Source organism: Paenibacillus sp. FSL H7-0918 (assembly GCF_038007025.1).
In the GTDB taxonomy this organism is placed as follows: domain Bacteria; phylum Bacillota; class Bacilli; order Paenibacillales; family Paenibacillaceae; genus Paenibacillus_AQ; species Paenibacillus_AQ odorifer.
This window is the reverse complement of record NZ_JBBOWJ010000001.1, coordinates 635647-649415: the sequence shown is the minus strand read 5'-3', so window position 1 is coordinate 649415 and position 13769 is coordinate 635647. Positions and strand designations below refer to the sequence as shown.

Annotated in this window: 14 protein-coding genes; 12 read left to right on the top strand and 2 right to left on the bottom strand. The window is 42.9% G+C overall.

The features are described from left to right. The first annotated feature begins 6 nt into the window (after window positions 1–6). From MHI15_RS03115 to MHI15_RS03100, 4 genes are read left to right on the top strand one after another with little or no spacing between them, the layout of a single operon-like run. On the top strand, window positions 7–1446 hold the full coding sequence (locus tag MHI15_RS03115; protein WP_341164121.1) for a leucyl aminopeptidase family protein: 1440 nt from the start codon (window positions 7–9) through the stop codon (window positions 1444–1446). A 24-nt stretch (window positions 1447–1470) separates the two neighbouring features. Continuing rightward, window positions 1471–2163: a copper homeostasis protein CutC gene (locus MHI15_RS03110; RefSeq protein WP_076183112.1), complete on the top strand. Its 693-nt coding sequence runs from the start codon at window positions 1471–1473 to the stop codon at window positions 2161–2163. Window positions 2164–2191: 28 nt separating this feature from the next. Further along, entirely contained in the window at window positions 2192–3142 is a 951-nt protein-coding gene (locus tag MHI15_RS03105; protein ID WP_076129889.1) for an ROK family protein, read from the top strand. A 50-nt stretch (window positions 3143–3192) separates the two neighbouring features. Further along, the gene (locus MHI15_RS03100) at window positions 3193–4470 is read left to right on the top strand and encodes an alpha-L-fucosidase (RefSeq protein ID WP_076281537.1); all 1278 of its coding nucleotides are present in this window, start codon (window positions 3193–3195) and stop codon (window positions 4468–4470) included. Between the two features lie 389 nt (window positions 4471–4859). Here MHI15_RS03100 and MHI15_RS03095 read toward each other — a convergent pair whose 3' ends face one another. Beyond that, window positions 4860–5855, bottom strand: coding sequence for an HAAS signaling domain-containing protein (locus MHI15_RS03095; RefSeq protein WP_076281472.1), 996 nt, complete (start codon window positions 5853–5855; stop codon window positions 4860–4862). After that, on the bottom strand, window positions 5842–6189 hold the full coding sequence (locus tag MHI15_RS03090) for a PadR family transcriptional regulator (protein WP_076129886.1): 348 nt from the start codon (window positions 6187–6189) through the stop codon (window positions 5842–5844). Before MHI15_RS03090 ends, MHI15_RS03095 begins: the two co-directional genes overlap by 14 nt. Before the next feature lie 258 nt (window positions 6190–6447). Between MHI15_RS03090 and MHI15_RS03085 the strand changes: the two genes are divergently transcribed. The 8 genes from MHI15_RS03085 to MHI15_RS03050 all read left to right on the top strand — a co-directional run bounded on the left by MHI15_RS03085 (window position 6448) and on the right by MHI15_RS03050 (window position 13480). Then, on the top strand, window positions 6448–6651 hold the full coding sequence (locus MHI15_RS03085; protein WP_340396928.1) for a hypothetical protein: 204 nt from the start codon (window positions 6448–6450) through the stop codon (window positions 6649–6651). Between the two features lie 109 nt (window positions 6652–6760). Continuing rightward, window positions 6761–7456 carry a response regulator transcription factor gene (locus MHI15_RS03080; RefSeq protein ID WP_076281473.1) on the top strand — a complete coding sequence of 232 codons (696 nt, stop codon included), beginning with the start codon at window positions 6761–6763 and terminating at the stop codon, window positions 7454–7456. A 1-nt stretch (window position 7457) separates the two neighbouring features. Further along, window positions 7458–8798 (top strand): sensor histidine kinase, encoded by a 1341-nt coding sequence (locus MHI15_RS03075; protein WP_076179131.1) that lies wholly within the window; start codon window positions 7458–7460, stop codon window positions 8796–8798. A gap of 98 nt (window positions 8799–8896) precedes the next feature. Further along, complete coding sequence (locus MHI15_RS03070; protein WP_076179130.1) at window positions 8897–9610, top strand: CPBP family intramembrane glutamic endopeptidase; 714 nt, start codon at window positions 8897–8899, stop codon at window positions 9608–9610. Between the two features lie 80 nt (window positions 9611–9690). Further along, window positions 9691–10158: a MarR family winged helix-turn-helix transcriptional regulator gene (locus MHI15_RS03065; RefSeq protein WP_076129882.1), complete on the top strand. Its 468-nt coding sequence runs from the start codon at window positions 9691–9693 to the stop codon at window positions 10156–10158. Window positions 10159–10245: 87 nt separating this feature from the next. After that, window positions 10246–11217 (top strand): ring-cleaving dioxygenase, encoded by a 972-nt coding sequence (locus tag MHI15_RS03060; RefSeq protein WP_076281476.1) that lies wholly within the window; start codon window positions 10246–10248, stop codon window positions 11215–11217. A 29-nt stretch (window positions 11218–11246) separates the two neighbouring features. Beyond that, window positions 11247–12278 carry an LLM class flavin-dependent oxidoreductase gene (locus MHI15_RS03055; protein ID WP_341164505.1) on the top strand — a complete coding sequence of 344 codons (1032 nt, stop codon included), beginning with the start codon at window positions 11247–11249 and terminating at the stop codon, window positions 12276–12278. Between the two features lie 113 nt (window positions 12279–12391). Further along, window positions 12392–13480: a winged helix DNA-binding domain-containing protein gene (locus MHI15_RS03050; RefSeq protein ID WP_341164120.1), complete on the top strand. Its 1089-nt coding sequence runs from the start codon at window positions 12392–12394 to the stop codon at window positions 13478–13480. The last annotated feature ends 289 nt before the right edge of the window (window positions 13481–13769 follow it).

Below are 13769 nucleotides of genomic sequence, written 5' to 3'. Positions count from 1 at the left end.
ACAGCTATGAATATCTTGTTCGATTCCGCTAATGGGGCGGATACGCTTATCTACTTAGCCTATGAAGAGGAGGCTTTTCCTCTTCGGCTGGGAGAAGCTCACAAACAGAGTGGCAGTGTGACATGGTTATATGCTCGCTCTGAGGAAGAGTCCGATGTGATAGCTATTGGAATGGGAAAACGCCGGGCTCTTACGCTTGAGAGAGTTCGCCGAGCAGCGGGATCTGCCGCCCGTACAGCCCTAAGAGAAGGAAGAAATTCAGCTTCATTTGTTCGTAGGACAGCAGAAAGTAATATTTCCGCTGCGGATGAGCTGCAAGCATGGATTGAAGGCTGGCTTCTCGGATTATATCGTTTTCAAACCTATCGTGGTGTTACTAAAATAGACATTTCAGTTGATTTGCTGCTCCAGACAGCTGATTGGCCTGAACTGACTAAGCTTGAACTGGAAGTTGTACTAAGTACTGGCCGCATGCGCGCTGAAGGAGCAGTGGTTGCTCGCGATCTGGTGAATGAGGTGCCCGGGACTCTAAATCCGGATCGGTTCGCAGAATGGATGGTCGAATATTTCGAGCGTGATAACGCAGCAGTGAAAGTTCATGTCTACCGGGGGCAGGAGCTGGTTGACCTACAGATGAATGGGTTGCTGGCGGTTGGAGCAGGCAGTAAACACTCCCCAGCCCTCGTTGAAATTCGCTATGAGAGTAACCCTGAATTGCCAATGCTGGCATTGGTGGGTAAAGGTGTTACCTTCGATTTGGGTGGGATGAATGTTAAGACCGCAAGTGATATTAGCGATGCACGTATGGATATGGGTGGGGCAGCAGCTGTTCTTGGGGCGCTGGATATTTTAGTAAGGAATCATGCTCATGTAAATGTGACCGCGTTGATCCCAGTTGTTGATAACGTACCAGATGCTGAAGCAATGCTGCCATCGTCTGTTATACGCTATCCTAATGGGCTGACGGTTCAGGTTGCAAATACGGATGGCGAGGGGCGGCTTATTATCGCGGATGCTCTTATTCATGCAGCAAATATCGGGGCAACTAAGGTCATTGATATTGCAACACTTACTGGAAATGTTGGCGCAGCGTTAGGATTAGGTATCGCCGGCATATGGGGTGATGGAGAGATGACGCAGAGCCTCGTCGAAATCGGTGAGCGCAATGGAGAACGACTGTGGCCCATGCCGCTTATGGATGAATACGAAGTCGATCTTCGAAGCAATTACGCTGATCTGCGCAACGTTAGTACTTCACCTTTTGCAGGTGCGATTACAGCAGCGCTTTTTATACGGCGCTTTGTAGCGGAATCGCTGAGCTGGGTCCATATTGATATGGCTGGGACGGTTCAGTACAAACAGGATGTGGGGTATTCAGAAGCTGGAGCAACGGGCTATGGTGCTCGACTGCTCGCTGATTATGTCATGAAACAGGCGCAACAATAACAACCGGAAGAGTGGAGGAAAGTTATGAGATTGGAAGTCATCGCTACCTGTATGGACGATGCCCTTACAGCAGAAGCGAACGGGGCTGACCGCCTGGAGCTTATTACTGCGATTACGGAAGGCGGATTAACACCAGGGATAGGATTGGTGCAACAAGTTGCTAAATCGGTTAACATTCCTGCGTTTGTTATGGTTCGCCCGCACAGCCGTTCTTTTTGCTATTCAAAGTATGACATTTTGACCATGGCAGCAGAGATAAAGCAAATTGCAGCCAGCGGTGCGGCGGGGATTGTGCTTGGTGCGTTAACCCCGGAAGGGACTATCGACGAGCGAGCGCTTGAAACATTATTGCCGTTGACCGAGGGATTGCAAGTTACCTTCCACCGTGCTTTTGATGAGTTGAAGGATCAAATAGAAGGTTATCGAACGCTTTGTAAGTATCCGCAAATTACGCGTGTACTCACTTCTGCCGGGCCAGGTCCGGCACCTGAAGCTATTCCTGCTATGCGGAAGCTAGTCGAGGAATCAAGGGGTAAAACGGTAAGTATACTGGCTGGAAGCGGTCTGAAGCCGGAAGGTATTACTTCATTTATACATCAGACTGGAGTAACAGAAGTGCATTTTGGGTCGGCTGTTCGTTATGATAAAGACGCTTTGTCGCCAATCGATCCAGCAGCCTTACGGGCGTTAGCGGAGAGTATTCATTCTAACGGCTAATAATAGATAGTGAAAAGGTGAATGGGTTATGCAGAAGGTTGAGAGCTACGTAGTTGGAATCGATTTAGGAGGCACAAAAATTGCCGCAGCATTGTTCGATTCAAAGGGGACCGTGTTGAAACGGGAATTGATGGAAACGGCTGGGGCACGTACCGCTAAAGAAGTGGTGCAGCGAATGATCGATATGATCCGCTCCGTATCCGAAGGGCGACCACTCACAGGAGTGGGTCTGGCTTCTCCCGGAGCTGTAAATAGCCAGGACGGGATCGTTATTCACGGCACCAATCTTCCGGAGTGGGATAATGTCCCACTGAAGCACTGGATGGAGTTGGAGCTAGGCGTTGAAGTAAAGGTAGTGAATGATGCGAACGCTGCGGCTTGGGGCGAGTATGTCCGAGGTGCTGGCAAAGGTGCGGACAACATGGTTTATGTTACCTTTAGCACTGGAATTGGAGCAGGTATCGTCATTGACGGCAAGCTGCTTCTTGGCAAAAATTCATTTGCTGGTGAACTAGGTCATAATATTATTGACCCGAACGGAACGGAATGTAGCTGTGGAAGATTCGGCTGCTGGGAAGTTTTCGCTTCGGGCACAGCGATTCGGGATATGGCGCTGCGAAGTATGGAGAGCAGACCGTCGATGATTACGGAACTGGCTAATATAAATGGAGAAAAAATTACTTCGCGGCATGTATTTGAAGCCATGGCACTTAACGATCCCGTGGCCGTTGAGGTTATTGACCGGAGTATTCATTATATGGCACTAGGTCTAGCCAATGCAGTACATACGTTCAATCCTGATCGGATCGTGATCGGTGGAGGCGTGAGTAAGGCTGGAGATTTGTTATTCCCTGCACTGGTGGAGAAGACGGATCTATTTGTCATGGATCCTTATAAGGGTACTTTTACAATTGAACCTGCCGCTCTCAAAGATGATGTAGGCCTAATTGGAGCAGCAGCATTATTCCATACCGCTTAGGTGGAGTGAAAGATTGATTCACAGCTTTCATTAACGGAGGAGTTGGAGAGATGGGTACAAGAGAAGAAAGAACGAAATGGTTCTTACAGGATAGGTTCGGGATGTTTATCCATTGGGGTTTATATTCAATTCCTGCTAGAGGGGAATGGATACGCGGCAACGAGCGGATGAGTAGAGAGCATTACATGACGTATTTCGATGAATTTGACGCCTCACGATATGACCCGAAGAAATGGGCAAGTGCAGCCAAAGCTGCGGGTCAGAAATACGCTGTGCTTACGACCAAACATCATGACGGGTTCTGTCTGTTCGATAGTAAGCTGACTGATTTCAAAGCGACTAATACGCCCGCTGGGCGTGATCTAGTGCGGGAATATGTAGACGCTTTCCGTGCTGAAGGGATTGCAGTTGGTCTATATTACTCTATCATAGACTGGCACCATGAGGATTATCCCGGTTATGGAGATAAGGCACATCCTGATCGGGATAACGAAGCGGTCAAAGATAAGCCGATTGATTTCGATAGATACTTGGAGTATATGCATGGGCAAGTAAAGGAACTGCTCACCAATTACGGTAAAATCGACATTATGTGGTTTGACTTCTCCTACGATAATATGACAGGGGAGAAGTGGAAGGCGACGGAGCTTATCCGGATGATTCGTTCCATACAACCTGATATTATTATCGACAATCGATTAGGTGGCAATATTCGTGCGGCAGAACCTGAGGAGTATGCTGGAGATTTCTTCTCCCCCGAGCAGATCATTCCGCCTGGCGGCATTGTTGACGTAAACGGGCAATCCATCCCTTGGGAAGCCTGCATTACCCTGAATGACAACTGGGGTTATCATTCCGAGGATAAGAATTATAAATCGACCAAGCAAGTCATTCGTACGATGGTCGAATGTATCAGTAAGAATGGTAACCTGCTCCTCAATGTTGGACCAGATGCTAAAGGTGAAATGACACGGGAATCCCTGGTTATCCTTGACGAAGTTGGGGAGTGGATGCGCCTTAATGGAGATAGTATTTATGGATGCGGGAAGTCTTCGCTACCTAAGCCAGAGTGGGGACGTTATACGCAAAAGGGCAATAAATTGTATGCGCATGTCTACGACCGTGGAATTGGCCCGATCTATTTCCAAGGCTTGAAAGGGAAGATTAATAAGGCTAGATTACTACGTGATGGTACCGAGCTAAAGGTGGAGGTGCCGTGGATGGCTGAGGAATATTCGGATGTTGACGGTGGAGCTTTTATTACATTAAAAGGCGCGATGTTACCTGATGAGATGGATACGGTTATCGAGCTTGAACTATTTAATTAAATCAGAAGGAGTTGTCCCATATGCCCTGAATGGCTGCTGAGACAACTCCTTTTTTTCGTATTCTTCGCCAACATTTGCACATACGAAACACCTATCGGACACAGATGACTCTAAACCCAGAAATATCGCACTTTTGGGATGCCAACGGACCGCATAGCCGCTATTGCCTTGAAACACCCCCGATATGGAGCTGATTCTAGGGAATAGCGTCATTGGAGTCCGAAGCCCTGTTCCAAAGGCAGAAAATGTGCAAATAACGTCATCTGGGTCCGCAACTCTCAGAGGGGTCTGACAATGTTGAAGTTGTTGCATTTGAAGCAGGCATTCAACGAGTCAGAAAACAAAGCGGCGATTCACCAAATAACAGGAGAATCGCCGTTCTGTGAATACTAATGGCGAGCCTTGCGGAAGCCCTCATATATATTGAGGACCGCGACTAAAATCAAGATTGCTATTCCTCCACCTACTAGTCCCGTTTCAAATTGGTTAGCTGTAGTGTTTAATAAATTAGACATGTAATTAATAAATTCTTGGTTGAATACACTCGGATTTATAAGGATAACAGCGAATACAATAAGTACAATGAGCTCAAGGGCCGTATTACATAATGCTAATTCTCTAGTCCATTGTCTCTTGATTAATTTATATATAGTTAACGCGACTTCTAATCCGATCACAATAAGAATAATTGGCCAATAATCAAGTAATACATGCTGATTAAAAGCTGGGGCCACGAAGTTAAGTGCGCCTTCACCGCCTCTATAGACTCTGATCAGGTGTTCAGCATTAAAATAAACAGTAGCCCAAATGGCAGTCCACAGTAAACTTCCGAACACTTCGAAGCTTGTAATTGCTTTTTTCTTATGGACAAGCGCGATATCCTTCAAATCATCAGGAGTCCATTTCCTTAATTTTGTAGTAAGAGGATGACCTTCCTTTCCTTTATCCGCCCGTTCGATAATAGCGAACACAACAGTTATCCAGAAAAAGACTTGGATGCCTACTTCAAGGAAGGTTCCAATTCCTGTACTTATAACTGCAGTAACAATATCCGCAACTGTTTTATCGCCGCTGTAGCCAATCAAGTAATCAGCAACCAGAGCGATTAAAGAAACAACTACAGCGATGGGTATAATCATTTTTAATAACGTAACATATAAATCGAAATAGCGTGGGCCGATGAGATACATGGGCTGATCGCGGTACTCACTAGCTAAAATAGCTGGATTGCCCAATTTTGCAAGGACGGCTTTTACCTCTTTTTCGTCATAATCATCCGGTAACATATCCTCGATGGTTGATCGTAATTCTAATGCGATGTCTTCCCGATTTTGTTCTGGTAACCTCCGAGTAACTTCATGAATGTAAATCTCAATCAGCTTCATGGTCATCCTCCCCTTGTAATAGGCCGTAGAGTTCTTTCGAATTCTTAAGCCATTCTTCCTTTAGCTGTAAAAAAATCTCTACGCCATAGTCACTTAGAACATAATACTTACGGGGTCTGCTCTCGGATGTGTCCCAGCTGCTCGTCACTAATTCCTGTTTCTCTAATCGGCGAAGTAATGGATATAGGGTGCTTTGATCGATGATGATGCTGGATTCCTCCAACAATTGAACGAGCGAATATCCATACTGGGGCGTTCGTAATTGACTTAAAACGGCTAGCGTTAACGTACCTCTTCTAAGCTCTGTGATTAAAGAATTTAATAAAGTACTCATTCACCCACCTCATTATTTAAAATATAAGAATTTATAATCTCTTATAAATTGTTCTTATATTTTTGGTTTAAACGCTTGCTGTCCTTAAGAGGACGTCGAAGTCGTTTATACTTACTATGTGTCATACAGTATTCGATCTATACTATGCATCATACACTATTGTTGTTCCAACATCAATTGAATAAAATAATTTTCTGAGAAATATATAAGAAAATTTTTCTATTTTGTGAAGCAGTTTGATTAAAAGGAGGTCGTGAAATGATTCCATTTTTTAGTGACATCCCGAATGCTTCTACATGGGAGGGAGTTGAACCGGTTCATAAGGGCAGAGCGTTATTGTTGAGAACGGCGGAGATTTTTCATTATGATCATAAAAAACGGGAGTATGATCATTACGAAGTCGAGGAACTTGGAATTATTGATTTTAATAGATTTGATTATGGTGATCCATGGGTATTTTAATCATGATGTTCCAGATGTATTCTTTAGGCTTTATATACCGAAGTGGTATTGGCAAGTTATACTGAGTGAAAAGACTCAGCTATTTGAGAATAGTTAGGGGAATTAAGCGATGAATATACTGATTGCTGAAGATGAAACTGATATAAGAAAACTAGTGAAAATACATTTAGAAGATCGATCCTATCGAGTATTCGAAGCCAAGGATGGCATTGAGGCTTTAGAGGTTGTTAATCAACATGAAATAAATCTTGCCATTCTGGATATTGTAATGCCCAGGCTTGATGGGCTTAATCTGCTGCGACGGATAAGAGAGAAAAGCCATATTCCGGTTATCTTGTTAACTGCCCGCGGTGAAGAAATTGATAAGATAGTGGGCTTAGGCCTTGGAGCAGACGATTATATGGTGAAGCCATTTAGTGCTTCAGAGCTTGTGGCTAGGGTTGAGGCGCAGCTGAGACGAAGAAATGTATACGATCTTAGCCAATCGATAACTGAAGAAACAATCCAACATAGAGAATTGAAGCTGAATTTAAAGGAATGTATGTTGTACATAAATGAAAGTCCAGTTCTTCTAAATGCCAAGGAATATAAGGTGTTACAATGTCTGATGCAGAGTCCTAATCAAATTTTTACGCCCAAAAAGTTATATGCAGCGGCGTGGGAAGAAGATTTCTATAGTGATAATAATACGATTATGGTTACCATCAGCCGTCTAAGGAATAAGATCGAACGGGACCCGCACCATCCCGAATATATCGTTACAGTGCGTGGACTAGGTTACAAATTCTACAACCCAGGTAAATAAGATGAGAAAACAAAATATATCCTATCAATTGTTAAAAAACTATATCGCGATCTTTCTTATAACAACGGTTATAACGATATTGGTGATTGTTGCTTTGTTTTGCATGAACAGGCTGGGATCTAAGGACATTATTTATAATCAGTTAACGGCTGCTAAGCTTATGCAAAATGACTATCAAAGAATTGACACTAGTGTTGTTAATGATGTCGGGGGCAGTTTACAGGTTGTGAATTCCAATTACGAAGTCATACACTCCATTGGCAACAATCCATTTACGTCCAAGCAGATTAGTGTCAAAGAATTTACGGATTTTCTAATGAATACTGGCGCTAACAAAGATATGATCACTGTTGAATATAATGAGCAGGAACAATTTTGGCTGATCGTCTCTTTACCTATACAAGTGAAAATGACAGGCAGTTTCCATTGGAATTCAGATTCACCTATGCAGGATCATACCCTTCAAATGCTTGGGTTTATTGGGTTAGGTTATTTGTTGATTCTGATTCTAAGCACGATGATTTATGCGAGAATTACGGCGGTTAGTTTCATTAAACCCTTAGACCAGTTGTCCGCTGCTGTTAAAAAGGTTAAGAATGGGGATTATTCAGCAAGAGTGCAGGTAGGCGGGAATAGGGAGTTTAGTCAACTGGAGCAGGCTTTTAATCATATGGCAGAAGTGATTCAGATCCAGACCTCGTTAAAAGAACAGAGTGAAAACAATCGAAAAAATCTAATATTGGATATATCCCATGATTTAAAAAATCCATTAACAAGTATTATGGGTTACGCAGAGCTTGAACTAAAAGAACAGGGGAGCGGTCGGATAGAACATTTGGAATTTGCCAAAATAATATACGAAAATAGTATCCGTGCCAATGTATTGATTCAGGATTTGTTTGAATTATCGAGAATGGAAAGTCCCGAATTCCGCTTGGATGTTACAACAGATGATTTCTCAGAATACTTGAGAGAAGAAATGATACATATGTTGCCCGAGCTTGAGGCTGCGGGTATGATCCCTGATTTTGTAATCGAGCCAGAAGAAATAATTCTACAGTTTGATAAAAAAAGAATGAATCGAGTATTCTCAAACCTGCTTTATAATGCCATCGCTTATCAGGAGCAAGGTTCTACGTTTCAAGCTGTGCTGGAAAAGGTGAATGATGGAGCCAAGCTTACTTTTATTAATTACGGCCAACCATCAGCCTTGAACCCGGCAGGTTCTGGATTAGGGTTACTCATTGTTCAAAAAATAATAGCTGCTCATGGAGGGACTGTTCAGCTGAATACGCAAGATAACCAGTTTGAAATTATAATTGAGCTGAACCGGCAAATTTAAGGTCTATGTAAGATTACATTAAGTCATATGAAATTTCCCAATGCTAAAATGGTTGATATTCAGTCTATTAACAATTTTACTTGGGGGAATAGATTATAATGATTGATGAAAAATTAAGTAAAAGGCAATTGATCTTAGGCGTTATATTAGCAGTAATGTACTTTTTAGGGTTGTTCTCTATTCTCTTGATCAGGCCGGTTATGGGGATTCTCAACCATGTTTTTATTTGGCAGCCAGAACAACAAAATCGAATGGCCTTAATGTTGAATAGTCTGATCTACATAGGAGTGATTATAGGTTTTAGGGGATTCTATAAACAAGCTATTCATGATTTCAGACAATACTGGGTCCGTAATATGTTATGGATGGTTTGGGGACTTTGTTTGATTATTATCATCGGAAGTATGTTGATCCCCACACTAATTTCCATTTTTCATCCTATTACAAAGTCTGTTAATGAGGTGGATTTACGGGCAATGTTGTCCTCGTATCCATTTATTTTTACAGTGAACGTGGTATGGATTGGCCCCTTGATTGAAGAATTAGTATATCGGGTTACCATTTATAGAACGATCCGCAGGAAGAGTCGTCTTCTGGCTTATCTGATATCCTCCTTTTTATTTGGCTTTCAACATGTCTATAGAGCCGTGGTGTTCCAGAGTAACTATAACGAAATGTGGAATATCTTCTCCTATATGGCTGCTGGATTAATCTTTGCCTACCTATATGAGAAAAGAAAAAATATATTAGTGCCTATAGGCGCGCACATGTTTAGTAATGGTTTATCTGTGCTTCTCTATTTCTTAAGTTAATACGAAACTTGACTTCATATCAGATTACTAGTAAACTGATAATCAAATAGATCCAATTCCAAAGTAATGGATGTGGCATAATGCGAGACAATGGATTCACTGAAGACAACAAACTAAGCTTATTGATCTGGCTGCGGCTGGTAAGAGTTTATGACAATAGTAACGATCTTTCCAATGAGTTCTTGAAGCAGTTTGATTTAACGGTCAGCCAGTTTGATGCGTTAGTACAAATACTATTACATCAGCCTGTGACACAAATGGATATTGCCGAGCATTTAACCATTACTAAAGGTGGAGTATCACATATGCTTGGCAGATTAGAAAAAGAAGGATGGATTGAACGCAAGCAGGATTGGAAGGTGAAGTATATTTCTTTAACTGAAAAGGGCCAGGCGCTTATCGAGAAGGTGCTTCCTTTGCAATCGGATTTCCAAGCTTCGTTATTCGATCCACTGACGGACGACGAGAAAAAAGTATTTTACAGCATGCTTAAGAAGATTCACCGCCATAGCCTGAATGAGAATCGAATTCCACGAGGAGTTCAGTAGTATTGTAAAAGCTTTATTCTGAATAAAGCTTCCTTTTTTCAGCATCAGTTTACTAGTAAACCATAATTATATTAGGAGGAAATTAAAATGAGCCAACCACAAATAACCGGACAACATCATGTATCAATGATTACTAAAGACGCTAAACAAAACCTATGGTTTTATACAGAAGTACTGGGACTAAGACTTGTCAAAAAAACCGTAAATCAGGACGATCCAACCATGTACCATTTATTCTATGGCAACTCTAATGGCGCTCCAGGCACCGAGGTATCCTTTTTTGAAATGCCAAATGCAGGCCAGACCCGGAAAGGAACGAACAGTATTTCTGCAATCTCTCTTCTCGTTCCTAGCGATGAGGCTTTAGTATATTGGGCTAGCAGATTAGATACATTTGAAGTCGCTCATGAAGCTATCGTAAGTATAGAGGAGCGCAATTCGCTTACTTTTCAGGATAGTGATGAATTAACGGTTCATCTGGTGTCCGCAGAAAAAGATAATGTGACTCAGCTGGTAGAACCTTGGATTACTGATGATATTCCACCACAATATGCCATTGTTGGATTGGGTCCCGTTGAATTGACTGTCCGTGAGGCTAGCCGTACAAAGGCTGTTTTGGAGGATATTTTAGGCTATACACAAGTTCGTAGAGTTCCATCTATGGGTGATCCGAAGGTTATGGTGGATATTTATGAAACAGCTAAAGGCGGCTTGTACACTGAACTTCAGCTCAAAGAAGTTAATGATCAAGACCGGGAAAGACCGGGAAGAGGGAGTGTCCATCATGTGGCTATAAGAGTGAAGGATCTGGAAGAATTAACCGCATGGGCTGCTAAAATCACAGCTGCAGGGTTCAAGAACACAGGGGTCATTGATCGTTATTACTTCCATTCCTTGTATTTCCGTGATCCGAACCATATTCTTTTCGAGCTTGCTACAGATGGTCCAGGGTTTGAGATTGATGAATCTTTTGACACATTGGGCGAGAATTTGACCTTGCCTTCTTTTCTGGAAGAACGCCGGGAAGAGATTGCATCGAAGCTTCATCCTATCCAATAATACAGCGAAGAAAGTAGGACATCATCATGATGGAACAATATAGAATCGACGAGAATAAGGGTTTAGAAATAGGTTTATACACATTAGGTGATCATGTTGCAGATGCCTTAACAGGTAAATCAATCAGTGAACGACAACGGATTCAAGAGATCATTGCTGCCGCCAAATTAGCAGAGGATGCTGGATTAGATGTGTTTGGAGTGGGGGAGAGTCATCAGCCGAAATTTATTACTTCAGCAGCATCGGTCGTACTTGGAGCTATAGCAAATACAACGGAACGAATCAAACTCATCAGTTCAGCGACTGTATTGAGCACAGCGGATCCTGTACGTGTACATGAAGAATTTTCGACATTGGATTTGTTATCCGGAGGCAGAGCAGAGATTGTTGCTGGACGTGGATCACGATTAGGAGCTTATGAACTGTTCGGATATGACGTGAGGGATTATGAAGAATTGTTCGAAGAGAAGATTGAATTGCTTATGAAAATAAATAACGAAAAAAGAATTACCTGGGAAGGGCAATTCCGTCCTGCTCTGAATGATATGGAGATTTTTCCGAAGCCTCTGAATGGTAAACTGCCTATCTGGCGAGCGGTTGGTGGACCTCCGGCAAGTGCAGTTAAGGCAGGAAGAATGGGCATCCCGATGATGCTGGCTGTTCTAGGTGGACCTGCTTCAGCGTTCAAGACCTCTGTGAATATGTATCGTCAGGTTGCCGCACAATCAGGTTTTAATCCGGCAGAGCTGCCGGTGGGTACAACCACCCTTTTATATATCGATAAAGATTCACAGCAAGCATTCCGTAACTATTACCCATATTTAAATCACATGATGAAAGAGCTTCGTGGATCAGCGTACCCTAAAGACCAATTTGCTGAAGCCATGAGTGTGAGAAATGCGCTGCTCGTAGGCAGCCCACAACAGGTTATTGAAAAAATCCTTTATCAACATGAGCTGTACGGACACAATCGTTTTCTGGCTCAGATTGATATTGGTGGTTTACCTTATGCTCAGGTTGAGCAAATCATTGATTTGTTGGGATCGGTAGTCGCACCGTAAGACGGGCCACAGCTAAGAAATAAGAAAAACTATGAGATTGGAAAAAATTATATTAAAATTATTCCAATAAGGTTAAACGATGGTTTGAGAAGGATCACTTAAGGAGGCAAAGTGTGACGAATAAAATGATAGCTGCGCAACGTTTATATAACCAGAAGATCGTTGATTCCAAGCTAATCAAGCCCGAACAGGTCGTTAAAGAATTAGGGGCAGTACAGGCGCAGGATTACATGCAGGCGATGTGGGCGATCGGGTTACGTATTCCATCTTCGAGTTTAGCTGATATAGAGCGTGCTATCGCTGATCGCAAGATGATTCTGAATTGGACGCTGCGAGGTACGCTTCATTTTGTCCCACCGGAAGATGTAAAGTGGATGCATCAGCTATCTGTGCCGCGTTTAGCAGGACAAACAAAGCGGCGGAATGCAGAGCTTGGGCTAGATGATCAGACACTAGAACGTTGTAGACATATTATAGTTAATGCTTTACAAGGTGGAAAGCAGCTAGATCGTGCACTTCTACTTCAGCTTATAGAAGAAGAAGGTATTCACACAGGGAACCAGCGTGGTTATCATATGTTGTGGAATGTTGCGTACCAAGGGTTGATTTGTTTCGGACCGATGAATGGTAAGCAGCAAACGATTGTTTTGTTAGAGGAATGGGTGCCACAGTTTCGAGAACTTTCTTACGATGAATCATTGTATGAACTCGCTCGGAGATATTTCACTGGACATGGTTTTGCAACTGTTCAAGATTTTGCTTGGTGGGCAGGCATAACCCTTACCGATGCTAGAAGAGGTCTGGAAGCGGCCAAAAGTCAACTGCAATCAGAGGTTATTGATAGCAGTGAGTATTGGATGTCTGCTCATCGGCTAGAGCCAACTGCTGAGGACTCGGGCGTTCATCTGCTTCCGGGTTTTGATGAGTACATTCTGGGTTATAAAGACCGAAGTGCCGTTCTAGAGCCCGACGTTGCTCCTTTAATAGTTCCGGGGAATAATGGTGTTTTTCTTCCGACGATTGTTGTGGAGGGTCAGGTTGTGGGTACATGGAAAAGAACCCTAAAGACCAAGGGGATTGAGATTATGATCCATCCTTTTGCCGAGCTGGGTGATACGGAAAAGTTGGTTCTTAAAGAAGCTGAGCGATATGCCGCATTTATTGGGCTGCCGATACTCAAAATGAATGTGAGTGGTCATTGAGATGAGTATTTCACTATTCTCACCAATCTCATCATTCTCGACATTCTCACCATTTTCATCTTTCTTACCATACTTTTGTGCGCATCTCTCTCGCTAACGGACACCGTTGCACTTATTAGCACCTAAATCCTGATTTGCTGAGCTTTTCGGACTCCACTGCAGTTATTCCCGTCGCAGCACCTCTTTTGACCCCTATTTTTGCGGAATAGCGGCATCTAGGTCCGATAGATTCGTAAAAAGGCTATTTTTAGCTCAATAGCGTCTCCTGAGTCCGAACGGCATAATGGGT

Coding starts and splice junctions, on each gene's coding strand:
- MHI15_RS03115 (WP_341164121.1), top strand. CDS start 7: ATGAATATCTTGTTCGATTCCGCTAATGGGGCGGATACGCTTATCTAC.
- MHI15_RS03110 (WP_076183112.1), top strand. CDS start 1,471: ATGAGATTGGAAGTCATCGCTACCTGTATGGACGATGCCCTTACAGCA.
- MHI15_RS03105 (WP_076129889.1), top strand. CDS start 2,192: ATGCAGAAGGTTGAGAGCTACGTAGTTGGAATCGATTTAGGAGGCACA.
- MHI15_RS03100 (WP_076281537.1), top strand. CDS start 3,193: ATGGGTACAAGAGAAGAAAGAACGAAATGGTTCTTACAGGATAGGTTC.
- MHI15_RS03095 (WP_076281472.1), bottom strand. CDS start 5,855: ATGAAGCTGATTGAGATTTACATTCATGAAGTTACTCGGAGGTTACCA.
- MHI15_RS03090 (WP_076129886.1), bottom strand. CDS start 6,189: ATGAGTACTTTATTAAATTCTTTAATCACAGAGCTTAGAAGAGGTACG.
- MHI15_RS03085 (WP_340396928.1), top strand. CDS start 6,448: ATGATTCCATTTTTTAGTGACATCCCGAATGCTTCTACATGGGAGGGA.
- MHI15_RS03080 (WP_076281473.1), top strand. CDS start 6,761: ATGAATATACTGATTGCTGAAGATGAAACTGATATAAGAAAACTAGTG.
- MHI15_RS03075 (WP_076179131.1), top strand. CDS start 7,458: ATGAGAAAACAAAATATATCCTATCAATTGTTAAAAAACTATATCGCG.
- MHI15_RS03070 (WP_076179130.1), top strand. CDS start 8,897: ATGATTGATGAAAAATTAAGTAAAAGGCAATTGATCTTAGGCGTTATA.
- MHI15_RS03065 (WP_076129882.1), top strand. CDS start 9,691: ATGCGAGACAATGGATTCACTGAAGACAACAAACTAAGCTTATTGATC.
- MHI15_RS03060 (WP_076281476.1), top strand. CDS start 10,246: ATGAGCCAACCACAAATAACCGGACAACATCATGTATCAATGATTACT.
- MHI15_RS03055 (WP_341164505.1), top strand. CDS start 11,247: ATGGAACAATATAGAATCGACGAGAATAAGGGTTTAGAAATAGGTTTA.